This is a genomic window from Neorhizobium alkalisoli (genome assembly GCF_002968635.1).
Taxonomy (GTDB): domain Bacteria; phylum Pseudomonadota; class Alphaproteobacteria; order Rhizobiales; family Rhizobiaceae; genus Neorhizobium; species Neorhizobium alkalisoli.
Genome location: NZ_PVBN01000019.1, coordinates 15,778 through 40,148, shown reverse-complemented (window position 1 = coordinate 40,148; position 24,371 = coordinate 15,778). Strand labels below are relative to the sequence as shown.

Sequence of the window (24,371 nt, the reverse complement as noted above, 5' to 3'; positions counted from 1 at the left end):
CCCTGCCTTCTTGAATTTCTCACTTGCGCAACGTCGCAAGCTCAACCGTGTTCCGCAAAATTGGAACAGGCCGGCGGCTTACGGGTTAGCTCAAGAGGTAGCAAAATAGAGGAGCATCCGATGAACAGCAGACTCCCACCCATCCCAGAAGACAACCGTAGCCCGAAAGGCACTGGCCAACCCGCGACTTCGGGAACGGGTGACGAGCGCACAACCAATCCCGGCACTGTGAATTCCGACAAGCAGGGACAGCAGGGCAACACCAAGGTCAATACTACGCACCAAGGCTATCAGCAGGATCGATAAGGAGGTTTGTGATGTCCACTTCCGACAAGACCCCTGCCAGCATCCGTCAGGGCGGCCCCGGCGCCTCCCACGAGAATGCCAAGGCACCGTTAGAGGTCAAAAAGCCACCGGCCGACGATGACCGTCGTGCCAAAAGCCGTCTGTCGGGCGGCGGCGGCGAACGAGACAGCCACCATACTCACGATGCCGAAAAGAAGGGTGGTGGAACGCGACCGGCGAATTGACACGTGGCACAGAGATTTGAAAGGATGGCCCTCCGCGCGGCGGCGGGGAGGGTGTTTCGCCACATCCCGTGTGTTGTTTCCGCTAGCCTGTAAAACAATAGGAGCCGCTTTCAGTATTCGGTAAGCCAGACACGCTAATTTAGCGCCACTAGAATTATGGTGACTTACCATGGAGGCTTGGTTGGCGGGCAGTTCCCATCTGAGAGAGACTGACGAGCAACTTCAAGATATGGATATCTTGCAGGCTCTGTTCGAAGGAGCCCATCAGCCGATTCTTATCAAAGATGACCAATCGCGCTTCTTGTATCTCAATAAAAAAGCCTGCGACCTGATCGGCATGAGCCCGGAGCATCTCCTGGGGCGCACAGGGCACGAATTTCTGCAAAAGTCAGACGCCGACCCAATCAGGGCCATAGACTCTGAGGTGATGGCGACAGGCCAAGAAAGCCTGCTCGAAGAGGAAGTAACCAGTCGAGGCGGCGCAACTCGAATATTGGTAACACATAAACGTCGGGCACTCCTTCCCATTGGTGGCACGACGAAGCCCGTGTTGATCGCGGTTATTTCCGATATCACCAAACTGCGCCGCGCCGAACAGGTCTTACGTGCGAGCGAAGAACATTACCGATCCTTTGTGGAGCTCCATCCGCAGACACCCTGGGTGGCTGATGCCACAGGGGATGTGATCGAGGTTGGCCCGAGCTGGCAACACGCGTCGGGGCTTGATTTGCACGAAGCTCTTGGGCGCGGTTGGGAAAAAACGATCCACCCGCAGGATCTTCCTCAGGTTATCGAGCAATGGCACGCAGCGGTTAAAAACGCCGCTCCCTTCGACATGGTCTATCGCATCGGGCCGGTAAAAGGTCGGTATCGGTGGTTCCGCAATCGCGCCGCCCCCCGGCTGAGCGAGGCGGGTGAGGTGATCAGGTGGTACGGTCTGTTGGAAGACGTTCATGATCGTCAACTCACCCTGAAAGCCCTGCAATCCAGCGAGCAGAGACTGCGCCAGCACCGCGACCGCCTGGAAAAAACCGTCGAGGAAAGGACTGTCGAAGTCCAGTTGAAGAACGTCGAACTCGACCGCCTTCTGCAGCAGGAGAGAGCGATCAACGCCCTCCAACGCCGCTTCGTGGCGATGATCTCTCATGAATTCCGCACGCCGCTTGCCGTTATCGATGGGGCAGCGCAGCGGCTTACGCGTACGAAAGGCGAGGTGACGCCGCAGTTCCTTTCGGACAAGTGCGTACAGATCAAAGGCGCGGTCGTCCGGATGGTGGAGCTGATGGAGAGTATCCTGGCCGCCGGCCGCATAGCCACCGGCACGATCGAAATCGATAAAAGGCCCTGCTCTCTTTCCGCGGTGATAGAGGAGTGTATCGCGCATCGGATGGAAATCAGCAAGGAACACAACATTCGCGCTGATCTGGCGGACTTGCCCGCCTTCCAGATGGTGGATGGGACGGCGCTTGGCCGCGTTTTCACGAATTTGCTTTCGAACGCAGTCAAATACTCGCCCAACTCTCCGGAAATCGATGTAAAAGGCTGGCAACAGGGACCGCGCGTTCTCATCACCATAAGAGATTCCGGTATCGGAATAGATTCGGATGACGTGCCGAAGCTTTTCGAGCCCTATTTCCGGGCACGTAGCGCCACCGGTATCGCCGGCACAGGGATAGGCCTCAATATCGTAAAGGAAATCATCGAGTTGCACGGCGGATCTATTCTTGTCGAGAGTGAACTCGGCCGCGGCACGACGTTTACCTTGGATCTTCCCTTCGACGAAGTCCTTGAGGCAAAGACAGCTTAGGAACGGAACTATGACGACGATTTTATGCATTGATGATGAGCACGATATCCGTCAACTCCTGGTCGAGGAGATGGAGGATGCCGGTTTCTCGACCCTTCAGGCCGCCAATGGTCAGGAAGGGCTGGACCTTCTGGTTTCCAAATGGCCGGATCTCGTCATCTGCGACATTTCCATGCCAGTCATGAGCGGTCACGAACTACTGGCCGAGATCCAGGTCAATTATCCAGATTTGGCCGACACGCCGTTCATAATGCTGACGGCTTTGACGGATCGGGAAAATGTTCTCTCGGGACTGAGAGCGGGCGCGGAAGCTTATCTGACCAAGCCGATCGATTTTGATCTGCTGATGGCAAAGGTGACTGGTTGCCTTACCCGCATCGAGAATAACCGAAAGGCCGGCCGAGGCTTCTAGACGATGATTCTATCCACAGGCGACTACGGTAAAATCACCGTTGGGCGCCCGCTGCGGTCTTGGAGACCTCATAACCAAGGTCAGGCCAACGCATGCGCGAAGTCGCGCGAAAAACCCCGCGATACCCCATTCACGCGATCGATTCCGCCCGCTAAAACTCGTCATCCCGTTTGTTCATTTGGATTTCCAGTTATGGCCGATAGCGTTACCGATCGTTTTCTCCGTTACGTCGTCATCGATACCCAGTCGGATGCCAAGTCCCCGACTCAGCCTTCCACAATGAAGCAGAAGGATCTCGGCCGGTTGCTCGTCGAGGAACTGCTGGCGATCGGGGTGAGTGATGCCCATCTCGATGAGCACGGTTACGTCTACGGGACAATCCCCGCGACGACCACGAAGAACAACGTGCCGGTCGTCTGCTTCACCGCCCATATGGACACCGCACCGGACTTTTCCGGTACGGGCGTTAAGCCGCAGGTCATCAAGAACTATCAAGGCGGAAATATCCAGCTTGTCGGCGACAAGACCCAGTTCATCAAGGTTGCCGAACACCCGGTGCTGAAGGACCTGATCGGCCATGACATCGTCACGTCCGACGGTACAACTCTTTTGGGAGCCGACGACAAAGCCGGCATTGCCGAGATCATATCGGCGGCCGAATTCCTGATCGACAATCCCGACATCAAGCACGGCGCAATCCGTATCCTCTTCACCACCGACGAGGAGATCGGCCGCGGCGTCGACAAGGTGGACTTGAAGAAGCTCGGCGCCGATTTCGCCTATACGCTCGACGGCGAGACAGCCGGCACGATCGAGGACGAGACCTTTTCCGCCGATGCCGTCGAGATCGACATCAAGGGCGTCGCAATCCACCCGGGCTTTGCCTATGGCAAGATGGAGAACGCCATCCGCATTGCCGGGGCGATCATCGACGGCCTCCCGAAAGACATGGCGCCGGAGACGACTAAAGGCCGCGATGGCTTCATCCATCCGACAGGCATTTCCGGCGTGATGGAAAAGGCGAATTTGAGCTTCATCATCCGGGATTTTACCGAGGAAGGCCTCAAGACCAAGGAAGCGTTGCTCGAAAAGATCGCCGGTGAGGTGCTCGCTGGTTACCCGGGCTCCAGCTACACCTTCACGGTCAAGGAGCAATACCGCAACATGAAGGTGGTGCTCGACAAGCATCCTGAGATCGTCGAGTTTGCGGTGGAAGCGATCCGAAGGGCCGGCATGGAGCCGGTGCGCGGGAGCATTCGCGGCGGCACGGACGGTTCGCGGCTCTCGTTCATGGGCCTTCCCTGCCCGAACATCTTCGCCGGGGGCCATGCTTTCCATTCGCCGCTCGAATTCGTCAGCAGCCAGGACATGGAAAAGGCGGTGAAGACGATCGTGGAGCTTGCCAAGCTCTGGGAGGAGCGGGCGTAGGGTTTCTGGTATCAGCTATAGACTATGTGGCGTGAGCGAGAGCGGCATTAGGGATTCTACGTATCGTTTGGCGCGGGTGAAAACTCGGAATTGCCGCTCACTCCCTTTCCGGCGATAAAGGACGCAACACATGGCGGGGGCCAATGAGGACCGAGGCGAATATCGTTTCGGTCCTCATTCTATTTGGGGCTGCCTTCCAGCGCCAAGCCTGGGCGGCAAACAACGTTCAGGTCGCTTCCCGAGAGAGGAAGCGATCATCGGTGCGGTGACATCAAGTCCCGAGACGCGCCCGGCAGCCGCTTGATCTTTGCTCCTATCGCGCGCGGCCGAGAGACCTTATTCGTGCTGGCGGATGGGAAGGCGAGACCCCGACGACGGCAAGAATGAAAAACGCTGCTATCGGGCCGCGGGTGGACAAATTCACCGCCCGAACTACCTCACCGGGAGCCAATGCAGGCTTACGGAGGAGCATTCATGAGCAGAAACGTCATAATCGGTATCGTCGCAGTCATAGTCATCATCATAGCCGTGATGATGTTCATGCCAGGATCCGAAGAGCCCGCCGGCACAGCTACCGCTCCGGCCACACCTCCGGCTACCACGGGGACCAACCCGCCAGCAACTCCAGCACCAGCTACGCCGGCTCCTTCGAATTAACGGATTGAAACAGGAGGTCGCCACGTGGCGACCTCCTCACCAAATGCCGCCCAATAACGACTGGCATGTAAAAAAACCGACACGCGAGCCACGTGTGCATGTGTGCAAAAATGGTTCTTTGCCAGCTCGTTAACCATTTCCATTACCGAACCGTTAAGTTTTCAAGCGTGTACTCGATCCCCGGGGGCACAGGAGAAACACCGATGCCTTATGGGTTGCTACTTGTCGCAGGGCTTGTCGCCTGCGTGCTGAGCATTTCTGCACTCAATGATGACGCTAATGACGAGCCGCTTGTCGGAGATGTCCAGGTTAATGTGCCAGCGGGCCGCTGAAGCGACGGGCTGATGGGTCAGGCCATCGGCCTTGCCATTCTTCGTTATGGCTCGTCGGAAGGGCTGCTTTCATTTCTAAAGCAACCCCGTAAGCATTCCATTACTCGATAGAGGGCGCGATATCTGAGATCGGTGGCTAACGGGGAGCCAGAATAAATAAACCCGCCGCCATGAGGCGACGGGTTCCCGAGGGTTTTGTTGCGCCACCTTGGGCGAAGCCAATGCAACGTGGCGCTGGTGTTGGGCTTCGCGTACTTGCGACCTAAACATCACAACCTCGGAGCGGGTTCCGGCATGGGACTTCGGTCTGAACGCCGAACCGCCCGATGTACGACTTTCGTCCCTGGGCTCACCCCTTCCGACGACCATTTCGCCCTTGCCGCTGCCGGATTTCTGGCGTCCGGCGGAAAAAGCTGGCGGCGGGGATGGGTCGCCGTGCCCTTGCAGAGGCGGTAATTGCCCGGCTCCTTTCGCAATCCTCCAGCTAGATGCAAGGTATTCTTTGTAACCTTAAATTGCACCTCACGCAGACGATCGGTGGTGGCTGCTTGTAGGCGGGTTCACGTCCGCGGGCTGGATGCGAGGAGGTAGCAATATGACGACTGTTGGCAATTCGATGCTTGGTGTGACTAACACATTCGCCCTTAAGCTTCTGCGAGATGCGGAAACGCAAGCAGCGGGCACGAAGGCGCGGATATTGGAGTATCCACCTCTACCAGCGGCGTTGATCGACGACCCGGGAAGCGGTGAGGTGGGCGAGTTTATCTATGATGCTTTCGGGAAGTTCGCAAACATCCCCCATCTTGATGATGTCATTGGTCTGCCGGCACCCAGTCCGCAGCAAGTTGCAGATTCTGCTATCAGCAATCACCCCAGCAAGTTGAAGTTTGAACTCAAAATCGGGGATGTCGTACTGGCACGGATCTATGAGAGCGGCGTAACTGAACTTGCCGATGGCTTCGACTACTCCTCGATCGGATTCGAGGACGAAGCAGCCAGCCTCGAAGGAATGGCGTTGGCCCAGGACCGGCTCGACCGGATCCTTAAATTCTTTGCCGAACTGGCTTTCGACGTTACGGTCTTCGGCCCTGATGGTGCGCCTGTTGTTCAAAAGCCCGATCCGGACAACGCGACCAGCGAGGGTGTGGTCGATGACCCAATCATGTCCCCAAACAAGCGATTGCTTTCGCTGATGTTGGAGGCCGATCGCTTTGAAAACGCGACAGATGCTGCGAAGGATTCTGTGCCCCGGCATCCCGTTGATCGCAAGCACACCCCCAAAGGCATGACCGAGGAGGAAGTGGCTGCACTAAGCGACGATGAGTATCTGGCCCTTTTGAAGGGAAGTATCGCAGCCATGATCGATGACAGATATACTCATCTTCGCGATATTACCTTGCCAGCTTCAGAGTTTTATTTTTCGGCTCTGATGGCCGCACCTACGATAGCCGGTTGACGCCTGCGTTGCCGGTCACTCGTACGGCAAGGGACTTGCCACTCAGGGTCGCTCTTGCCCTCATCTACCTTGAACCAGCCGCATTTCCGCCTTAGCCTTCAACCATCCGCAACACCAACAGGATGGTCGACCATGGATTCCAACCCGATCGCAGCGCCGCTTCGCCTTGCAATCCGGGAATCTGTCCATGCCTGCCTCCATCACTCTTTCCGATCTTTCGTGGTCCACGCCTGACGGCCGTCCACTTTTCTCAGCGCTGAACCTCCGCTTCGGGCCTGAACGGGTTGGGCTTGTCGGCCGCAACGGTGTCGGCAAAACGACGCTTCTGAAGCTCATCACCGGCGAACTGTTGCCCACATCAGGCAGGGTCTCCGTTTCCGGCACGTTCGGCCTATTGCGCCAGTGCGTACAGGTCGGATCACAAGCGACGATCGCCGATCTGTTCGGCACGCGTGCCTCCCTCGACCTGCTCACCCGCGCCGAACGGGGTGAAGCGACCATGGACGAACTCGCCCAGGCCGACTGGATGCTGGAAGCGCGTATGGCGGAGGCCCTGGCCCGCGCAGGATTGGAAGCAAATGCCCAGACGCTGCTCTCGAACCTCTCCGGCGGCCAGCGCACCCGAGCGGGGCTTGCGGCGCTGATCTTCGCCGAACCGGATTTCCTCATCCTCGATGAGCCTACCAACAATCTCGACCGCGACGGCAGGCGCGCTGTGATCGATTTTCTCGGCCAGTGGCGCGGTGGGGCGGTCATCGTCAGCCACGACCGTGAATTGCTCGACACCGCTGACACGATTGTTGAGCTGACGACGCTGGCGGCTGCTCGTTACGGAGGCAACTGGACCCATTACCGTGAGTGTAAGGCGTACGAACTGGCGGCTGCCGAACACGATCTGGCGGATGCCGAAAAGCGGATCACCGAGGTCAGCCACACGGTCCAGGAAACGGTCGAACGCAAGGCGCGACGTGATAGCGTTGGCAAAAAGAGGGCGGCAAGGGGCGATATGCCACGCATCGTTGCCGGTGGGCTTAAACGGAAGGCGGAAAATACCAGCGGCGAGAATGCTCGGCTGGCCGAGCGCCGGCGGGCTCAGGCGAACCAAGACATTTCCATCGCGCGGGAAAAGATCGAGATCCTGCAACCGCTTTCAGTCAGGCTGCCGCCGACCGGGCTGCCGGCGAACAGGACCGTGCTCAGGATGGACAGCGTCACGGCAGGTTATGCGCCCGACGCTCCGGTCCTGAGCGACCTTTCTTTTGAAATCACCCGGGCCGGAGCGCGTCGCTGTGACAGGTCCGAACGGATCTGGGAAAACAACAATGCTGTCGCTCATCGTTGGGCGCTTGCAGCCGTTCGCTGGCACGATCAGAGTAACTGTGAAGGCGGTCATGCTCGATCAGCAGGTGAGCCGCCTCGATCCGAGATTGTCGATCCGCGACAATTTCAAGCGGCTCAATCCAAACGCGGATGAGAACACTTGCCGGGCGGCACTGGCGCGGTTCATGTTTCGCGCCGATGCAGCCCTGCAGGTTGTCGGTTCCTTGTCGGGCGGGCAGATGCTGCGCGCGGGCCTTGCCTGCGTACTCGGCGGACCGGAGCCGCCATCGCTGCTCATCCTCGATGAGCCGACCAACCACCTCGACATCGACTCGATCGCCGCGGTGGAAGCCGGACTGCGTCTCTACGATGGGGCGCTTCTGGTGGTTAGCCATGACGAGACTTTTTTGGATGGGATCGGTGTCACCCGCCGGCTGGAACTCGCTGTCACGCCACCCCTTGGATGAAGCGATCGGTGGTCACCAGATTGACGCCGGCCTCCGCAAACTGCGCGTTGTAGCGGTTGATGATTGCTGCCGCAGGCTCGTCAGGCTGATCAAGCGTGCTATGCGCATCAGAAATGACGGTGACCTTCAGGTCATTCGACAGAGCGCCTTTTACTGTTGCAGCAACGCAAAAATCCGTCTGCGCTCCGAGCAGTACCACTTCGGGTGCGCCCTGTTCCTCGATCCATCGCCCGAGATCCGGATTGCTGAAGGCATCGCCAACGCTTTTTGAAAAGGTCGGCTCATCGTCGGCCTGTCCGAGTGCCGGCCAGACGGCCCAGCCAGGCTCCCCCGGCGCCAGCGGATCGCCGGACGGACCGTCATGGCGGATAAAAGCGATCCTCCGGCGGTTCCGACGAGCCCAATCCATGATGGTTGTGACGCGCTCGACCAGCCGTTCCGCCCCATGCAGAGGCGGATCGGCGACGCCGTCGAACATGCCGGTCTGGAGATCGATGATGATGATCGGAGCAGATCCGGAATTCGGTGTAGTTGACATGGACAAAATCTCCGCAGCCTCATCTTTGAAGATACTAGTTCGCTCCAAACGCAGGATTCAAGTGCGATATCTATCTCAGCAGGCCTTGCCCACCATCGACAAACACAGGCGTGCCGGTGACGTGCCGTGAGCGGTCGGAGGCCAGGAACAGGATGACATCTGCGACGTCGTTGCTTTCGCCGGCCTTGCCGCCAGTTATCGGGATATCGCCTTTTGGGAATTTCACCGGTACAGCTGTGTCGTTCTCGCTGCGCACGGTCGTATTCTCGTTGATGTTTGTATCGATCGCGCCTGGGCAAACCGCGTTGACCCGAATTTTATGCTTGCCGAGCTCGAGTGCAAGTTGCTGCACCACGGCGACCTGCGCCGCCTTTGTTGCCACATAGGCTGTCGCTCCCGGGGTGTTGAATGTGCGATTGCCGTTGATCGACGAAACGACAATGACCGAGCCACCCTGTTTTTTCAGATGAGGCACCACGGTGTGGAAAGTCAGATAGGTGCCCCGCAGGTTGACAGCGATCGTCTTGTCAAATTCTTGCGGTTTCAAGTCGTCGATCGGCGCCCAGACTCCGTTGATGCCGGCGTTTACCACGACGATGTCGATGCGCCCAAAGGTCGTGGCGAGCCTGTCCACAGCTTCCCGCATCTGACTTTCGTCCGAGACGTCCGCTTCCAGGCTGACGGCCTCGCCGCCGGCTCTGACAATCTCGTCGACTGTCTTGTCGATTTCGTCTCGCGTGCGCCCGAGAACGCCGACTTTAGCCCCTTCCGCTGCAAGCTTGACCGCGGCAGCCTTGCCAATGCCCGACCCAGCGCCTGTCACCAGAGCCACTTTAGATAAAAATTCCATGAGCCCATCCTGTCGGTCGATGCTAGCGTGTGCTGCGCGGAAACGAACGGGAGAGGGGGCTCAAGGTTCCGCCGCTCAGTGGGGATATTGTTCATCGAGGATACACAGGCCCTCGACAAATTTGGATATGTCTCCCCCCATTTGGTTTGCCTGGGCGAGATTGTCAGTCAGATCCGCCCGCTTGACGGATCTCGCAAGCGGGTTGGAGATGGAGCGCCGGACGAATTGGAAATAGTCCTCGCCGTCGCGCTTGCTCAACGCATCCACTGCTCCGACGACCTGTTCGGGAAAGCCTTCGCCACGAAGGCGATCAAATGACCAGCCGGGTCCTTTTTCCACGACATCGTGCAGCCAGGCGACAAGCTTTTCGTCACTTCCGGAAACCTGGTCCGCCACCCGTCGCACATGGTCGATGAATGGGCCGCCGGTCTTCGACGACTGCCCGTGATGTGCGTCCATGGCGATCGCGATCGCTCTTTCAAGCAAATCCGTCTGCAGCATGGGAAATCCTTTTTGATGGAGTATGGCGGTGCGCCTAGTTTCAGCCTCGGTCTTGCTCATGCTGGTCGATCGGGAGTGCGCGCAGCCAGTTTTCCCGACGTTTCACCCAAATTTCATAGGTAGGTTCGAGATCGGATGGCGCCATGTCGAGCGATCCCACCCGAATTTCCACCTCGTCTCCTTCGCTTTCGTTGAAGACGCGAGAACCGCAGTCCGGACAAAAACCCCGGCCACGGAAAAATCTGACCTCGCCCGAGCTTTCAAAGGCGTTTCGCGGCCAGATACCGAAGGTGACGAAGCTTGAGCCGCTTTCCTTGCGGCAGTCGACGCAGTGACAAAGGCCGATGCGAAGAGGAGCATCCCGCACGCTGTAAGTGACTTTTCCGCACAGACAACCGCCAGATCGAATGATCATTGTCTCGTCTCCTGGTCTGAACGGGAAGAGCAGTTAGGGCAGGGGCTGACAAAGAAAAGAGCTGGGTTGAGGCCTATAGGGCTCTCGGGAGTGTAGCTTGTTGCGCGAATGACAGGCGTTGGCCGGTCGGAACCGGCCAACCGCACGGCGGCTATATCAGCAGTTTGATGATTGGCCGGCGGTGTTCGGGCCAGCCTCACCTGCCGTGACACTAGTAGTAGCTGTCTTGTCAGGATCGGGAGATGTCTTATTCGTCTGCATGTTCGGAGCACAGTTGGTCCGGACACTATGGGTAGTCGTGTCGTCGGTAGCCTGAGGGGCATGCACGGCGCCGGGATTGGCCTTATTCAGAGGGTCACCAGGCTGTTCTCCGGTACTTCCGGCATCGCGGCTTTGGGCAACAGCGCCGGTTGCTAGTCCAAGTGACAGCAGCGAGATTGAAATAATCTTGAGCATTGATACTTCCTCCGTTAGCCCGTACCCCCCATGGTTGACGAGTAACTAACTGGCGAAAAAGTAAACCGTTCCAGCTAGGCTATGAACGAAAAATAGGATCCTTGCTCTTGTCGTAGTCACAGATCGGCAAGATAGGTGTTTTCCGCCCGAGAGAGCGCATAGGCCAGAGGATCTATGTCGCCAAGGGTCAACACCTCGCCAGCGTCAGGCGCTTGCGCTAACAACTTGCCATCAGGCGACGCGATACAGGATCGGCCGGCGTAGGAAAAAAGCTCATCGGAGCCGCAATGATTGATGTAGGCGACGAAAACCTGGTTCTCGAAGGCGCGCACCCGGATCATATGCTCTGCGATAAAGGTCCCTGAGAAGCCCACCGGCAGCGCCGTCGGCACAGCGACGAGATCGGCGCCGGCCTTCGCCAGCGCGCGAACATTTTCGGGAAACTCGACATCATAGCAGATGAGAAAACCGAGCCGCATGTCGTCTAGCGTCACGAGAACCTGGCGGCGGTCCTCCTGCCGGAACCATTTCCGTTCATAGGGACCATAGAGGTTGCACTTGCGGTAGACGGCTGTCTGTCCCTTGCCGTCGGTGAAGAAGGCACTGTTGAAGGTGTTCTCGAATGCCTTTTCGGCGAAGCCGGCAACGATAGCGATCCGGTGCTTCGCCGCGATTTCAGACAGTTTGTCGGTCACCGGTCCGTGGGCAGGCGTGGCGAGGCCTGGAAATTTCTCAGCCGCGCCATAGCCGGTCAGCGCCAGTTCCGGCGTGATCAGGAGTCTGGCGCCTTCGACGGCGGCATTCCTCGCCGCCACCTCGATCTTGGCGAGGTTGGCCTCCATGTCGCCGACGACCGGCCGCATCTGAAAGCCGGCGATTTTCATTTGTCCTCCGAGAGCGCACCAAGCAGTTTTGGTAGGTCGCCCAAGCGAGCCACCAGACCGAAGACAACTGCCGCGATGACGAGGAACAGCACCGTGACGGAGGCCATGGTCGGTGTATACCCATAGCGCAGCGCGTTGAAAATCTTGATGGGCAGCGTTTCCATAGTGAAGCCGACGGTCATGTAGGCGACGATATACTCATTGAGCGACAGCACGAAGGCAAAGGCGTAACCGGAGACGATATAGGGCAGGATGAGCGGCAGCACGACGGTCCGGAAAATCGTCCGGTCGTCGGCCCCCATCGTCGCTGCGGCCTCGACCAGTGACCGGTCGATCGCTGAAAAGCCGAGCGACAAGGTCACCAGCGGCAGAGTGACGAAGAAGATCCCGTGACTGATTGCCGCCGTCCAGGCCTGACCGTAAAGACCGGTCGTTGCCCAGAAGGTGAGGAGCCCAAGCGCCGTGATGACCGGTGGCAGCGTGAAGGGAGCCACGCCGAGAAGCTGGAAGATATTGGCCCAGGGCGCCAGGCGACGCCACAGGAACCAGGCGAGCGGCAGCGCGATCAGCAGCGCAAGCAAGGCTGATGTGGCGGCCAGCGCCAGCGAGGCGACCAGGGCGTTGCGCCATTCCGGGTTGGTGAAGATCTGGCCGTACCAGGCGAGCGAAAATCCCTGTGGCGGGAAGGCAAGCGTTTGCCGCTGATTGATCGAAACACCGGCTACGACGATCAGGGGCAAGGCCAGAAACAGACCGACGACAAAAAACAACAGGCGGCGCAGCACGGTCATTTTGCCTCCTTCTGCCGTCCGGCATAAACCGCAAGACCCACCAGCGCGAGCGATACCAACACCAGGAAGACGGCCATTGCAGCAGCAAAAGGCATATTCGACTGATAGATCGCCTGGTCGGTGATGAGAACCGAGAGCGTCCAGTGTTGCGGCCGGCCCAAGAGTTGGGGCAGCAGATAGGAGCCTAGCGCAAAGATGAAGACCATGATCAGGGTTGCGAGGATGGTGTTGCGCAACGCCGGTACGACGACGGTAAAGAAGGCCTTGACTGGCGAAGCGCCGAGCGTACGGGCAGCTTCCGCTAGGGTCGGATCAAGCCGGACCAGTGCTGGATAAAGGACGAGGACCGTATAGGGAAACGCCTGATAGGTCATGGCGGTCATCACTGCCCCGAAACTCGGGGTCAGTGCCTGGGCCTGGCTCATCAATCCCAGCCAGACGAAGAGATTGGTGATGCCGGCTGTACGCGAAAAAAGCGTCGACCAGGCGAAACCGATCATCACCTCGGAAAGCGATAGGATGGAGAGCAGCGCGACCAGCCAGGCGATCTGCGTCTTGCGGGCCGAGCGCGCCAGCAGATAGGTGAAGGGGACGCCGACGGCCACGCAGGCAATGGCAACCGCTACGGCGAGAAACAGGGAAAAACCGAGCACCTTGCCGAAGAAGAGGCTCAGGAACCTTGCATAGTTGTCGAGCACGAAAGCGGGCGTATAAAAGCCGCCCTGTTCGCGCTGGAAGAATGAAACGGCGATCATCGTGGCAAAAGGCACCACGAAAAACAGGGTCAGCATGCCCGCCGGGAAGAAAAGCGGCCCATAATCGCCAAGGCGCTGCGGCGGTTCGCGTCTCATTTGGAGAGCACCACGCTTGTCGCGGGATCGAGCTTGATCCCGACCGTCTGGCCGACATGAACCTCGGGCCGGTTTCGTGGCGAAGAAACCGCAATCACCTGTTGGCCGCCCGCCTCCACGAATGTCTCGATCGTGCCTCCGAGGTCACGCACGAAGGTCACTTGGGCGGGGATCGAGCCATTGCCGGCAGGAACCAGCTGGACGTCTTCGGGGCGCACCGAGAGCATGCCCTTTGCCGGTCCCGCAAACGGGGCAAAACCTTCGATGGAGGTCCCGAGCACGGCGGCGCGGCCCGCGCTGTCGGTTTCGAACGGCAGGAGATTGGTCTGGCCGATGAAGTCCGCAACAAAACTGTCGGCTGGGCGACGGTAGATATCGACGGGTGCTGCCGCCTGGCGGATTTCGCCGCCGTTCATCACCACAACCGTGTCGGCCATGGTCATCGCTTCGCGCTGGTCGTGGGTGACGACGATAGTGGTAATGCCGAGCCGCTGTTGCAGCTGACGCAGTTCCACCTGCATCGCCTCGCGAAGCTTGGCGTCGAGTGCCGAAAGCGGCTCGTCGAGCAGGAAAAGTTTGGGAGAGATCGCAAGTGCCCGGGCGATTGCAACGCGTTGGCGCTGGCCACCAGAGAGCTTGCTGACCGAGCGGTCGGCAAAACCTGGCAGATGAATCATCGCCAAGAGCTCGTCGACACGCTTTTTCTGTGCGTCCTTGTCCGCCCCCCGAATGCGCAGCGAATAGGCGATGTTTTCGCCGACCGTCAGATGCGGGAAGAGCGCCAATGACTGGAAGACCATGCCGAGATCGCGCTTATGGGTCGGCACCTGGGTGATGTCGGCCCCGCTCAGCCTGATTGAGCCGCCGGTCGGCAAATCGAGACCGGCAATCATCCGCATCAGCGTGGTCTTGCCGCAGCCTGAGGGCCCGAGCAGGCAGACGAAGCTGCCGTCCGCCACCGAGAGGTTCACGTCGTTGACTGCGGTGAAGGTGCCGAATTGCTTCGTCACATGCTCAAGGATCAATCCGGACATTTTGCTCTCGTCAATCGGCTCGGCGAGTGATGGGACCCTCCCCTGATGGGGAGGGATTAAACGGGTGCGGCCGATGTTAGCCGCTCCCGGATCTCAGCGTAACCCTCGTCACAAGGACAAATGGCTACCGTCAGCCCGCGATCATCTCGGTCCACTTCTGGTTCAGGAAGTCGGACTTGGTCTGATACAGATCATAGCGCGGGATGATTGGCTCGATATCGGAAGATACGGCGGCGAATTCTTCCGCAGTCAAATCGAGCAGGTCGCGCTTGATGGTCGGCGCGGTGCCGACCTTGCGCGACAAGGTCGCCTGGATTGCCGGCTGGCACATGTAGTTGATGAAGGTATGGGCTTCTTCCGTCTTCTTCGATGCGCGTGACAGTGCCCAGCAGCCGGAATCCTGGATGCCGCCTTCCTTGGGGAAGGTGGATCGAACCGGATTGCCATCGGCAGCGGCGAGGCCGGTGACGTCGTGGTAATACTGTCCCATCGGGATTTCGCCTGACTTCAGCGCTTGTTCGAACTGTGCCTCGTCGCGATACCACAGACGGACATTCGGCTTCAGCTCGGCAAGCTTCTCAAGCGCCTTGACGATGCCTTCCTCGGTGTCGAGCGCATTGGTGCCGCCCATGAAGGTCTTGGCGGTCACTTCGAGAAGGAAGGAGTTGGACACCAGGGCGAGCAGGCCGAGTTTGTCTTCCTTGTCCTTTTCCCACATCGCGGCCCAGGAGGTTGGCGCTTCCTTGACTACGTCGGTGTTCGAGACCAGCGTGATGTACCAGGAAACCGCGCCAATGCCTGCGATCTTGCCATCGGGGTACTTGTTGACAAAGCGATCGATCAGGTTTTTCGCGTTTGGAATTTTAGCCAGGTCCAGCGGCGTCCACAGGTTGGTGGACTGACCCTTCAGCATCGAGACCTGCGACATCATCGATACGTCGGCAGGTGCGGCACCGGCTTTGGCGGCCTGTTCGAGCTGCACCAGCCAAGCCTCGCCGGTCGGCTCCGCGACCGATTCGACCGCGATGCCCGTGGTCTTGGTGAAGTCGGCAAAAATGTTCTTGTCGAAGGAGTCCTTGAAGTAGCCGCCGTATACGCCGACCTTCAGGCTCTTGTCCTGGGCGCGCAGCACGGCCGGCATGGCCAGCATGGAAGCGCCGGCAATGCCTCCGGCGAGCACTGCGCGGCGGCCGATCTTGTTATTGAAGATATCGGACATGATGTCTCTCCTTTGTTTGCCGGACGGTTCTTGGCCTGGACCGGCTTGTTCCCACTCTTGTATCGAACTTTAAATCAGCTTCGCCCCTTTACGGAAGGGCTGAACACCATCAGGCTCAGGATTTCAAACAGCATCTGCGCACCGGCATGCGCCGTATTGTGGGTGGCGTCATACTGCGGTGCGACCTCGACGACATCGCCGCCGACGATGTTGATGCCTTTCAGGCCCCGGATCAGTTCGAGCGCCTCGCGGGTGGTGAGGCCGCCGATTTCCGGTGTGCCGGTACCGGGCGCGAAACTCGGGTCGAGGCTGTCGATATCGAAGGACACATAGGTTGGACCGTCACCCACGATCGCCTTGGCTTTCTCGACGATCGCAGAAATGCCTAGGCCGGTCACCTCTTCCGCGTGGATCACGGTCATGCCGGACTCGTAGGAGAACTCCCACAGATATTCGGCAGCTCCGCGGATGCCGATCTGGATCGTGCGCGTCGGGTCGAGGACGCCATCGAGGACGGCATTACGGAACGGACCCCCGTGATGGAATTTCGTCTCGTCGAAGAAGCCGCTCGTGTCGCAATGGGCGTCGATATGGATGAGTCCGACCGGAGCCTTCTTGCCCACCGCCTTCAAGATTGGATGGGTGATTGAGTGATCGCCTCCGACCGACAGCGGCAGCACTCCGGCATCGACGATCTGGTTGACGCGCTTTTCGATGTCGTCGTGGCTCATTTCCAGGCGGTAGCGGCTGCGGAAAGGTACGTCGCCGATATCCGCGACCTTCAGCTCATGCGTCGGTGCGCATTCCAGGACATGGTTATAGGGGCCGACCCGTTCGATGGCGCGGAGTGCCCGCGGCCCAAAGCGCGATCCCGGCCGGTTGGTAACGCCGAGGTCCATCGGCATGCCGATCATCGCCACCTGAAGATCGCCGAAATCCGGGTTCTTTGCATCGAGCGGCAGGTAGGGCGCGTCGAGCAGAGTTGGTATTCCCGCATAGGGGGCGACGCGCGTTCCCGCCTTGTCGAAGATCTTCTCACCAATCTTCCTGAATTTCGGGTCGAAAATCTCGCCGCCGAGACTATTGAGATATTTGGCCCGCAATTCCTCGAGCCTGTTGCCGTCGAAAGCCATGCAAACCTCGCCTGTTTATCTGCTGCTTCGAAGTCGCAGCCTAATTTTTGTTCCCAAGGGGCTGTCGCCCTCGTTTTCATCATTATCAATCAGGAGAGGCTGGAAAAGCAATTGAGATTGTTCTAGCTGTTGGTGTGAGAAAAATTCACAATAAGGATCAGAATGAACGGCCGGCTGCCGCCCCTCAACCCGTTGCGCGCATTCGAAGCAACCGCTCGCTGCGGATCGGTTTCGGCTGCGGCGCGCGAATTGAACGTCACTCATGGCGCCGTCAGCCATCAGATTAAGGCGTTGGAGGAATCGTTGAGTGTTTCCTTGTTCGAGCGCGGCGGGAAGCGGCTGAAACTGACGTCCGAAGGTGCGCTGCTGCTGCCTGCCGTCACTCAGGCCTTCGGCGAGATTGCCGCCGCCACCGCGCAGATGAAACGTCCGGCGACAAGCGGCGAATTGTCGATCACCTGTGTCCCGGCGCTTTTGTCTTTCTGGATCGTGCCGCGGCTCAACACCTTCACCGATCAATATCCGGGCGTCCGGCTGAAGATCTCCGCCTCCAATGATCCGACGCAGCTCCATTCGCCTGACGTGGACGTGTGCATCCTTTATGGCGACGGCAATTGGCCGGATGCCTGGACACGGCTCTGGAGCAATCTGCAGCTTTTTCCGGTCGCGAGCCCGACGCTCCTGAACAGCCGGCCCCTGCGTTCGATGCGGGACCTCGAGGACCACGTCTTGCTGCATGGCGACGGTGACGGGCGTGAGTGGAATACCTGGCTTTCGGCGGCAGACGCAATCGAATTGCCCCGCCGGCGGCAGCATTTCATGGGCGATGCCCGCTTCTCGACGGAAGCTGCTCTGCATGGGCAGGGCATTGCGCTTGGCGACACGATCACTGCCAGCAATCTGATTGCTCGCGGCGAACTCGTCGTTCCCTTCGACTTGAGCGTGGCCGCAAACGATTCCTTCTATGTCGCCTGCCGTCCTGCGGTGCGCTCCACACCGATCGTGCGTGTCTTCATCGACTGGATATTCGCATCGCTCGAAGCGGACAGGCTTGCGGAGCCGCAGACTTCGGCCCGCACGCTCCTGCGTGGGCGCAGGGCGTAAAAAGAAATCGCCCGCGACAAAGGCGGGCGACTTCAATTCGTTCACGAGTGAACGGAAGGTTTACGGCTGCGTACCGGTCCCACCAGTGCCACCGGCAGGCGGTGTTGCTGGAGCGGGATCTGCTGCCGGCGGAGCGGCCGGGGTTACAGGAGCCGGGGCCGGAGACGTGGTGTCGGCGGCCGGCGGCGTCGTTGAAGAGGTGGTTTGGGGATCAGTAGGCGAACTGCCCATCTGCGACCAAACGAAGGCGCCGACAAGAATGACGGCAAGCACGGCTACCCACGGCACCCACGAGGAGCTGCGGCGGACTTCCATATTGTTGTTCACCCCAGGCGTAGTACGGGGCTCATTCAATCTGTCATTGGGATCATAGGTCATGATGCTTCCTCCTTCTGCCTGGCTTTCAATGCCCCGGAGCGGAATTTGTTCCCGAAACTTTCAATCGCAGATGGTTGCTTAATGGGAGCCTTGGCCTGAACGCGCATAATCGGGGATGCGAAAACGCTTCCGGTATGCTCCAGGGGCAAGGCCGGTGACGCGTCTAAAAAGACGGCGGAAGAAGGCCGGTTCCTCATATCCGACCTGCCAGCTGATCTCGTCGACCGACAGATCCGTACGCTCAAGCCTGCGCTTGGCCTCCTCGATGCGCAGCCGTTGAACATAGCCAATCGGGCTGACGCCGGTGGCGCTGGTGAAGCGCCGTTTGAAGGTGCGCTCGGTCAGCCCCGAATGGAGGATCATCTCCTCGAGCGGGTTTGCAATGGAGAAATGCGAAGCGATCCAGTCCTGGGCCGATCTGACGGCGGTATCGCCATGGTCTCTGCGCCCTTCGAACACGATGTAGGGGGCGAGCCCGTCCTGATGCCATTGAAGCGCGAAACTGCGGGCAATAGCCTGCGCCGCTGCAGCTCCGGCGTGGCGAGCGATCAGATAGAGAACGAGATCGTGCCATGTCATCGAGGCGCCGGACGTAATGAGGTCTTCGCGGCTGCCCGATACCACCAGCACTCGTTCTGGATGGATGCGAACCCTCGGAAAGGTTCTCGTAAAGGCATCCGCGTAGCCGAAATGCACGGTCGCGTCAGCGCCGTCGAACAGGCCTGTTTCCGCCAGCAGGAAGATGCCGGAACATGCCGAGCAGAGTAGGGCGCCTTTGTCGTGCATGCTGCCTATCCAGGCGACAAGCTCCGGATACCGGCCTTTCTCCCAGCCATCTGTTGCGAGTAAAATGGAGGGAACGATGATGATCTCGGTGGTTTCGACTTCCGCAATGCTTCGATGCACGGTCATCGGCACTCGACTTGCAAGCGGCAGGGGACCCGCCTCCAATCCGACGATCTCAACTTCGAAGGGCTGCAATTTCGAAGCCCCCGGCGGCGGGAAGACAGAGAAGGCATTCATGACGTCGAATACGCCGCTGAGTGTCGAGACCACCGCGTCGGGAATGGCCACAAGGCTCACATGTATCGGCCTGATCTCCGCCCCGGTCGCCTCGCGCGACATGTTCGTCTCCCATATCAACTCGTGTCGCGGCACCTGGTGGCCCAAACGACCCGATTTTGGTGTTTCCCGCTCTGCCTATCGAGCTTCTGACCTGCGACCCTCCACTCATCATCACAACAGACGAATGAAGAGGAGATAGCAATATGGATTATGTCACGAGCAATGCGGTAGATCCGGCAAAGCTGGACGCGATCGTTTCCCGTGCCATCGGAGATCTGTCTGCCGGCTATGGCGGCGTTATGATCAGCATCGGCAACCGCCTCGGCCTTTACAAGGCAATGGCAGGTGCAGGCCCGCTCACTTCGCGAGAAGTTGCAAGCCGCACCAGCTGTGCCGAGCGCTATGTGCGGGAATGGTTGAACTCGCAGGTCGCAGGCGGTTATCTCGCTTACCACGCCACAAGCGACCGTTTCGAGCTCACGCCGGAACAGGCGCTCGTGCTTGCAAACGACCAGAGCCCCGTCTTTGTCGCGGGCGCCTGGGCTGTCCCGGCATCCATGTGGGCGGACGAAGACAAAGCGCTGGAGGCGTTCCGCACAGGGTCTGGAATTCCGTGGGGCGATCATGATGGCCGCCTCTATTGCGGCGTCGCTTCATTCTACCGGAACGCCTATAAGGCGAGTCTTGTCCCGGAATGGCTGCCCTCTCTGGATGGCGTCATCGAAAAGCTCAAGGCCGGTGCGTGTGTTGCGGATGTCGGCTGCGGCTATGGCCATTCCACGGTCATGATGGCTGAAGCCTTTCCGGCATCGCGCTTCCGCGGCTTTGATACCCACCAGAAATCCGTTCTTGAGGCGCGCAAGATCGCGGTTGATGCAGGCGTTACAGACAGGGTGACGTTCGAACAGGCTCGCGCGGAGGATTATTCAGGTGCAGGTTATGACTTGATCTGCTTCTTCGATTGCCTCCATGATATGGGGGACCCGCTTGCTGCTGCGAAGCATGCCGCGCGGATGCTCGCTCCTGGAGGGACGGTCATGCTGGTGGAGCCGTTTGCCAATGACCGGGTAGAGGACAATATCTCGCCGGTCGCACGCCTATACTACGCCGCATCTACTACGATCTGCTGCGCGCATGCCATTTCCGATGGCGGCCGCACCGTACTTGGGGCACAGGCCGGCGAGGCGCGATTGCGGGATCTGTTCTACAAGGCAGGGTTCACCCACTTCCGGCGGGCCATGGCAACGCCGTTCAACCTGATCCTGGAAGCGCGGTTTTGAGGTGATTTAAAGGAAGGTGCGGGGGTTCTCGAAAGAGGTCCCCGCCCTCTTAGTTTTGTGCCATGGCAGTTCTTGGCGTAATCCAGTTATGCCACTGCTCCACGCTGCCGTGAAAGACATTGAGGTCGATCTTGCCGTCGACGCCGTGCGAAAGGCCTGAACCGGAATACTGCCAGAAGACCCATTTGCGGCCCGGATAGACCTTGGAAGGGTGCTGGGCAACGGCGCGCAGCCAAAATGGGTAGTTCGGGAATTCGCCGGAGAGATTGTCCTCGTAGAAATCAGGCGCCGTATAGATGACTGGCCGCTGGCCGTAGTGGCGCTCGAGCTTGTCCATGAAGACCTGCATCTTTTCCAGCACGCGCTTGCGCGCCAGGCGCTGTTTGCAGCGGGATTCGCCGTTCCACTCGACATCGATGACCGGTGGCAGGGCGTCCGGATCCCGCGGCACGTTGCGGATGAACCAGTCTGCCTGCTCGCCCGCTGTGCGGCACCAGTAGAAAAAGTGGTAGGCGCCGCGCTTCAGGCCGGCTTCCTTGGCGCGGCGCCAATTCGTCTTGAACATCGGATCAAGATGATCGCCGCCGTCGGTCGCTTTGATATAGGCGAAATTTGCTCCCTGGGTGCGAAGCCTGACCCAGTCGATCTCCCCCTGCCAGCGCGACACGTCCACCCCGTGGACGGCATAGTCCTTCGGCGAAACGCGCCCGAAATTGATCGGCTTGGCGTCCCGAAAGCGGCGGCTGTAGATCTGCATGCGGCCCCGGGCGGGCGCCGGATCTATCTGAGGCTCCTCGGGCATGAGTGTCGTGATCGGCCGATCGGAGGGAAGCGGCATGCCGACGGTCGTCTGCCTGGCAAACGCATTTGGTGCCCGAACGGGTTCTGCCCAAGCCAGGGTTTGGCGGGAGGCATCGGCCTGACCCTGCGCAAGGGGAGCACCCACGTTGGCTGCAGGCACAGGCGCCGTCGGCTGAGAGACTGAACCGGTCGTCTCTTTGGACGACACATTGGCCGCGACGCGTTCTGAACCGGAATTGGACGAGCAGCTAGCAAGTGCAAGGCCGGCGATGAGAAATGGCAAGACCGATAAACGCATGACAACCCGTACGCAAAACAGAAACGGAGCCTGATCCGTCCGTGGACGGAATAGCTAACGGAAAATTACCGGAAAACACTGAATGCAATCTTAACTGCGGGGCTCGAATTCTCTTCCATGCCGGTTCTGGGAAATACCAACGGCTACAGAGGCTTGTTACGGACGGTGGGAACAACTTCCTAACCGCATCGTTGGGTAGATATCGCACAGACGGTATCCCGCCGATCCTGTTCCTAGAGACTGGGAGAGACCAATGACAGAACGTGACCTAAACCGTGGAACGGGTCTTCAGCCCGAACCCACCTATGCGGATGCCGGCAATCCGGCCAGGGATATTCCGACCTCGCAGGCCGCCCAAGACGCCGGCCTCGGGACTACGACCGGCCAGGCTGCCGAAGCCGGAATCGTGGACAAAGCCAAGGAAGACTGGCGTGGCGCCAAATCCGCCGCTCGCGTGGAAATAAGCCACGCCACTGAAAAGGCCAAGGAGGCAGCCGCCGGACAGAAGGACTTTGCCGCCGAACAGGTCGGCGGCATTGCCGCGGCCATTGGCAAGGTGGGCGATGAGCTGCAGCAAGGCGATCAGGCGGCGGTGGGGCGTTACGCAAAGCAGATCGGCTCGTCCGTCCAGCGCTTTGCTGACGATATCAAGGGCAAGGACATGGGCCAGATCGCCGGTATGGCGGAGGATTTCGGACGTCAGAATCCAGCGGCCTTTCTCGGGATCGCAGCCCTTGCCGGTTTTGCCGCCAGCCGCTTTCTGACTGCTTCCGCAGATCGCCGCTCGCGACCGACGACCTCGCGCAATGATGCCGGCACTACGCGATCACCATCTACGCCAGCTTCTCCCGCGACCCCCGGGACGGACACGAGCTTCACCTCGGGTTATCAGACAGGAGGCACCTACAATGGCTAACACCTTCGAAAACCGTCCTCTTCCGGAACTGGTGCGGGACCTCGTGACCGACATTACCGGCCTGTTCCGCAAGGAAATCACTTTGGCGAAGACGGAAGCTTCGGCCAAGATGTCATCGGCGCTGACCGGCGTGGAAGCCTTTGCGGCGGGCGTGATCTTCGCCATTGCTGCTGTGGGCGTACTTCTGGCCGCCCTCGTGAGGGGGCTCACCGCCTTCTTCGTTTCCCAAGGGATGACCGAGCCTGGGGCCGATGCCCTGTCTTCCGTCATTGTCGGGGTGCTTGTCGCACTCGCAGCATGGGTGATGATTTCCAAGGGTCTTGCCACGCTGCGTGGCGAAAACCTCAAACTTGACCGCACCTCGTCGTCGCTTCGCCGGGATGCCCAGATGATCAAGGAGCGTGTGTGATGGGTGACATTTCTGACAAGGCGAAAGCTGAAGCGCTTGAACGGGAGATCGATCAGGATCGCCGTCGTATTGAAGAACGGATGGATGCCATCCAGGCCAAGATGTCTCCGGGGCAGTTGCTCGATGAGGCGCTTGGCTGGGCAAAGTCGAGCGGTGGGGGCGAATATGTCGCCAATCTCGGCAGTGCCATGAAGACCAATCCTATTCCGGTCGCACTGATGGGCGTCGGCATGGCCTGGCTGATGGCAAACCCGGTAGGTTCAAGAGCTGCGCAGGTGGATCATTCCGATTACGAGGAGGAGAGCTATCCTCTTGCTCCCGTAAAGGGATCTGTTCGCCGCACCGGCCCGGTACAGATGGATGGCGAATATCGCTACAGCCATTTTTCCGACGACGGCGGCAGCCGGTTCAAGGCACTGACGGATGAGACAGGACGGAGAGCAGGCCATTTCATGGACGACGCCGGCCGCACCTATCGCGGGTTTGCCGACGCCACCGGCCAGCAGATCCACGACATCCGCGACGAAACCGGCCGCCTCTTTGACGAGGCCTCTGGCTGGGTTGCAAAGGCGTGGCGTCGCATGGGTGCGACAGCATCCCAGGCGAGTGGTTCCGTGGCGGCGGGCTTCCGGTCCGTCCGGGACGGCACGATGTCCAGAACCGACGCGCTAAGAGACCAAGCATCCGATATGAACAGCGCCATCCTGAGCCACTTCAGGGATCAGCCGCTGATCGGAGGTGCTCTCGCCTTCGCGCTTGGTGCCGCGATCGGCGCTGCTCTCCCGAATACTCGCCGCGAGGACGAGATGATGGGAGAAATGGCCGATGACATGCGCGAACAGCTTGCCGCCAAAGCATCCGATGTCCGCGAGAAGGCCGAAGAGGTAGCGTCCGAGGTCTATGAGAAGGCTGCGTCGGTTGCCTCCGAAGTCCATGATGTGGCCAAGGAGCGCATCGTCGAAGAAGCGAAACCTTTTCAGCGCGCGAAGGGCGAAGGGCGCACGGACACTCGCACACATTGAATAGCGTCGAGATCGCA

The 24,371-nt window shown here is 59.4% G+C and carries 23 protein-coding genes and 1 pseudogene; 12 read left to right on the top strand and 12 right to left on the bottom strand.

Going from position 1 to position 24,371, the window contains the following annotated elements; translation table 11 throughout:
* The first annotated feature begins 120 nt into the window (after positions 1-120).
* The 7 genes and pseudogenes from C5L13_RS27265 (at position 121) to C5L13_RS27230 (ending at position 8,409) form a co-directional block, all read left to right on the top strand.
* Positions 121-306, top strand: coding sequence for a hypothetical protein (locus tag C5L13_RS27265; RefSeq protein WP_105386418.1), 186 nt, complete (start codon positions 121-123; stop codon positions 304-306).
* 11 nt (positions 307-317) lie between these two features.
* Complete coding sequence (locus tag C5L13_RS27260; protein WP_105386417.1) at positions 318-530, top strand: hypothetical protein; 213 nt, start codon at positions 318-320, stop codon at positions 528-530.
* A gap of 181 nt (positions 531-711) precedes the next feature.
* A complete protein-coding gene (locus tag C5L13_RS27255) occupies positions 712-2,337 on the top strand; it encodes a sensor histidine kinase (protein WP_158693545.1) in 1,626 nt (541 codons plus the stop codon).
* Between the two features lie 10 nt (positions 2,338-2,347).
* The gene (locus tag C5L13_RS27250; protein ID WP_105386415.1) at positions 2,348-2,749 is read left to right on the top strand and encodes a response regulator; all 402 of its coding nucleotides are present in this window, start codon (positions 2,348-2,350) and stop codon (positions 2,747-2,749) included.
* A 192-nt stretch (positions 2,750-2,941) separates the two neighbouring features.
* Complete coding sequence (gene pepT, locus C5L13_RS27245; protein WP_105386414.1) at positions 2,942-4,177, top strand: peptidase T; 1,236 nt, start codon at positions 2,942-2,944, stop codon at positions 4,175-4,177.
* A gap of 1,584 nt (positions 4,178-5,761) precedes the next feature.
* The gene (locus tag C5L13_RS27235) at positions 5,762-6,622 is read left to right on the top strand and encodes a hypothetical protein (RefSeq protein ID WP_105386412.1); all 861 of its coding nucleotides are present in this window, start codon (positions 5,762-5,764) and stop codon (positions 6,620-6,622) included.
* 187 nt (positions 6,623-6,809) lie between these two features.
* A pseudogene (locus tag C5L13_RS27230) lies at positions 6,810-8,409 on the top strand (ABC-F family ATP-binding cassette domain-containing protein).
* Here C5L13_RS27230 and C5L13_RS27225 read toward each other — a convergent pair.
* From C5L13_RS27225 to speB, 10 genes are all read right to left on the bottom strand, one after another.
* Positions 8,390-8,947 carry an isochorismatase family protein gene (locus C5L13_RS27225; RefSeq protein WP_105386411.1) on the bottom strand — a complete coding sequence of 186 codons (558 nt, stop codon included), beginning with the start codon at positions 8,945-8,947 and terminating at the stop codon, positions 8,390-8,392. The pseudogene C5L13_RS27230 and the gene C5L13_RS27225 sit on opposite strands and share 20 nt — an antisense overlap.
* A gap of 70 nt (positions 8,948-9,017) precedes the next feature.
* Complete coding sequence (locus tag C5L13_RS27220) at positions 9,018-9,797, bottom strand: SDR family oxidoreductase (protein WP_105386410.1); 780 nt, start codon at positions 9,795-9,797, stop codon at positions 9,018-9,020.
* A gap of 75 nt (positions 9,798-9,872) precedes the next feature.
* Positions 9,873-10,298, bottom strand: coding sequence for a metal-dependent phosphohydrolase (locus C5L13_RS27215; protein WP_245571503.1), 426 nt, complete (start codon positions 10,296-10,298; stop codon positions 9,873-9,875).
* A 40-nt stretch (positions 10,299-10,338) separates the two neighbouring features.
* Positions 10,339-10,713 (bottom strand): GFA family protein, encoded by a 375-nt coding sequence (locus tag C5L13_RS27210; RefSeq protein WP_105386409.1) that lies wholly within the window; start codon positions 10,711-10,713, stop codon positions 10,339-10,341.
* 572 nt (positions 10,714-11,285) lie between these two features.
* A complete protein-coding gene (locus tag C5L13_RS27205; RefSeq protein WP_105386408.1) occupies positions 11,286-12,053 on the bottom strand; it encodes a carbon-nitrogen hydrolase family protein in 768 nt (255 codons plus the stop codon).
* A complete protein-coding gene (locus tag C5L13_RS27200) occupies positions 12,050-12,844 on the bottom strand; it encodes an ABC transporter permease (RefSeq protein WP_105386407.1) in 795 nt (264 codons plus the stop codon). The genes C5L13_RS27205 and C5L13_RS27200 overlap by 4 nt, the downstream gene beginning before the upstream one ends.
* Positions 12,841-13,695 (bottom strand): ABC transporter permease, encoded by an 855-nt coding sequence (locus C5L13_RS27195; RefSeq protein WP_105386406.1) that lies wholly within the window; start codon positions 13,693-13,695, stop codon positions 12,841-12,843. Before C5L13_RS27195 ends, C5L13_RS27200 begins: the two co-directional genes overlap by 4 nt.
* Positions 13,692-14,729, bottom strand: a complete 1,038-nt coding sequence (locus tag C5L13_RS27190) for an ABC transporter ATP-binding protein (RefSeq protein ID WP_105386405.1) — start codon at positions 14,727-14,729, stop codon at positions 13,692-13,694. Before C5L13_RS27190 ends, C5L13_RS27195 begins: the two co-directional genes overlap by 4 nt.
* Positions 14,730-14,859: 130 nt before the next feature.
* Positions 14,860-15,948, bottom strand: coding sequence for an ABC transporter substrate-binding protein (locus C5L13_RS27185; protein WP_105386404.1), 1,089 nt, complete (start codon positions 15,946-15,948; stop codon positions 14,860-14,862).
* A gap of 74 nt (positions 15,949-16,022) precedes the next feature.
* Positions 16,023-17,081 carry an agmatinase gene (gene speB, locus C5L13_RS27180; protein WP_105386403.1) on the bottom strand — a complete coding sequence of 353 codons (1,059 nt, stop codon included), beginning with the start codon at positions 17,079-17,081 and terminating at the stop codon, positions 16,023-16,025.
* A gap of 162 nt (positions 17,082-17,243) precedes the next feature.
* Between speB and gcvA the strand changes: the two genes are divergently transcribed.
* On the top strand, positions 17,244-18,185 hold the full coding sequence (gene gcvA / locus C5L13_RS27175; RefSeq protein ID WP_105386402.1) for a transcriptional regulator GcvA: 942 nt from the start codon (positions 17,244-17,246) through the stop codon (positions 18,183-18,185).
* A gap of 456 nt (positions 18,186-18,641) precedes the next feature.
* Here gcvA and C5L13_RS27165 read toward each other — a convergent pair whose 3' ends face one another.
* Positions 18,642-19,688 carry a GlxA family transcriptional regulator gene (locus C5L13_RS27165; protein WP_105386400.1) on the bottom strand — a complete coding sequence of 349 codons (1,047 nt, stop codon included), beginning with the start codon at positions 19,686-19,688 and terminating at the stop codon, positions 18,642-18,644.
* 143 nt (positions 19,689-19,831) lie between these two features.
* On the opposite strand from C5L13_RS27165, the gene C5L13_RS27160 reads away from it, so the two are divergent.
* Complete coding sequence (locus C5L13_RS27160) at positions 19,832-20,908, top strand: class I SAM-dependent methyltransferase (protein WP_105386399.1); 1,077 nt, start codon at positions 19,832-19,834, stop codon at positions 20,906-20,908.
* 49 nt (positions 20,909-20,957) lie between these two features.
* On the opposite strand, the gene C5L13_RS27155 is transcribed toward C5L13_RS27160, so the two are convergent.
* Positions 20,958-22,007 (bottom strand): glycoside hydrolase family 25 protein, encoded by a 1,050-nt coding sequence (locus tag C5L13_RS27155; RefSeq protein ID WP_105386398.1) that lies wholly within the window; start codon positions 22,005-22,007, stop codon positions 20,958-20,960.
* A gap of 253 nt (positions 22,008-22,260) precedes the next feature.
* Between C5L13_RS27155 and C5L13_RS27150 the strand changes: the two genes are divergently transcribed.
* From C5L13_RS27150 to C5L13_RS27140, 3 genes are read left to right on the top strand one after another with little or no spacing between them, the layout of a single operon-like run.
* The gene (locus C5L13_RS27150; protein ID WP_342588205.1) at positions 22,261-22,923 is read left to right on the top strand and encodes a nutrient deprivation-induced protein; all 663 of its coding nucleotides are present in this window, start codon (positions 22,261-22,263) and stop codon (positions 22,921-22,923) included.
* Positions 22,916-23,332: a phage holin family protein gene (locus C5L13_RS27145; protein ID WP_105386397.1), complete on the top strand. Its 417-nt coding sequence runs from the start codon at positions 22,916-22,918 to the stop codon at positions 23,330-23,332. Before C5L13_RS27150 ends, C5L13_RS27145 begins: the two co-directional genes overlap by 8 nt.
* Entirely contained in the window at positions 23,332-24,354 is a 1,023-nt protein-coding gene (locus C5L13_RS27140; protein WP_105386396.1) for a DUF3618 domain-containing protein, read from the top strand. Before C5L13_RS27145 ends, C5L13_RS27140 begins: the two co-directional genes overlap by 1 nt.
* The last annotated feature ends 17 nt before the right edge of the window (positions 24,355-24,371 follow it).

Bases quoted from the DNA above. Each gene is read 5' to 3' on its own strand.
- speB (WP_105386403.1), bottom strand. From the start codon at position 17,081: ATGGCTTTCGACGGCAACAGGCTCGAGGAATTGCGGGCCAAATATCTC.
- C5L13_RS27150 (WP_342588205.1), top strand. From the start codon at position 22,261: ATGACAGAACGTGACCTAAACCGTGGAACGGGTCTTCAGCCCGAACCC.
- C5L13_RS27215 (WP_245571503.1), bottom strand. From the start codon at position 10,298: ATGCTGCAGACGGATTTGCTTGAAAGAGCGATCGCGATCGCCATGGAC.
- C5L13_RS27220 (WP_105386410.1), bottom strand. From the start codon at position 9,797: ATGGAATTTTTATCTAAAGTGGCTCTGGTGACAGGCGCTGGGTCGGGC.
- gcvA (WP_105386402.1), top strand. From the start codon at position 17,244: ATGAACGGCCGGCTGCCGCCCCTCAACCCGTTGCGCGCATTCGAAGCA.
- C5L13_RS27235 (WP_105386412.1), top strand. From the start codon at position 5,762: ATGACGACTGTTGGCAATTCGATGCTTGGTGTGACTAACACATTCGCC.
- C5L13_RS27140 (WP_105386396.1), top strand. From the start codon at position 23,332: ATGGGTGACATTTCTGACAAGGCGAAAGCTGAAGCGCTTGAACGGGAG.
- C5L13_RS27205 (WP_105386408.1), bottom strand. From the start codon at position 12,053: ATGAAAATCGCCGGCTTTCAGATGCGGCCGGTCGTCGGCGACATGGAG.
- C5L13_RS27155 (WP_105386398.1), bottom strand. From the start codon at position 22,007: ATGCGTTTATCGGTCTTGCCATTTCTCATCGCCGGCCTTGCACTTGCT.
- C5L13_RS27250 (WP_105386415.1), top strand. From the start codon at position 2,348: ATGACGACGATTTTATGCATTGATGATGAGCACGATATCCGTCAACTC.
- C5L13_RS27265 (WP_105386418.1), top strand. From the start codon at position 121: ATGAACAGCAGACTCCCACCCATCCCAGAAGACAACCGTAGCCCGAAA.
- C5L13_RS27165 (WP_105386400.1), bottom strand. From the start codon at position 19,688: ATGTCGCGCGAGGCGACCGGGGCGGAGATCAGGCCGATACATGTGAGC.
- pepT (WP_105386414.1), top strand. From the start codon at position 2,942: ATGGCCGATAGCGTTACCGATCGTTTTCTCCGTTACGTCGTCATCGAT.
- C5L13_RS27225 (WP_105386411.1), bottom strand. From the start codon at position 8,947: ATGTCAACTACACCGAATTCCGGATCTGCTCCGATCATCATCATCGAT.
- C5L13_RS27200 (WP_105386407.1), bottom strand. From the start codon at position 12,844: ATGACCGTGCTGCGCCGCCTGTTGTTTTTTGTCGTCGGTCTGTTTCTG.
- C5L13_RS27160 (WP_105386399.1), top strand. From the start codon at position 19,832: ATGGATTATGTCACGAGCAATGCGGTAGATCCGGCAAAGCTGGACGCG.
- C5L13_RS27260 (WP_105386417.1), top strand. From the start codon at position 318: ATGTCCACTTCCGACAAGACCCCTGCCAGCATCCGTCAGGGCGGCCCC.
- C5L13_RS27210 (WP_105386409.1), bottom strand. From the start codon at position 10,713: ATGATCATTCGATCTGGCGGTTGTCTGTGCGGAAAAGTCACTTACAGC.
- C5L13_RS27185 (WP_105386404.1), bottom strand. From the start codon at position 15,948: ATGTCCGATATCTTCAATAACAAGATCGGCCGCCGCGCAGTGCTCGCC.
- C5L13_RS27145 (WP_105386397.1), top strand. From the start codon at position 22,916: ATGGCTAACACCTTCGAAAACCGTCCTCTTCCGGAACTGGTGCGGGAC.
- C5L13_RS27195 (WP_105386406.1), bottom strand. From the start codon at position 13,695: ATGAGACGCGAACCGCCGCAGCGCCTTGGCGATTATGGGCCGCTTTTC.
- C5L13_RS27190 (WP_105386405.1), bottom strand. From the start codon at position 14,729: ATGTCCGGATTGATCCTTGAGCATGTGACGAAGCAATTCGGCACCTTC.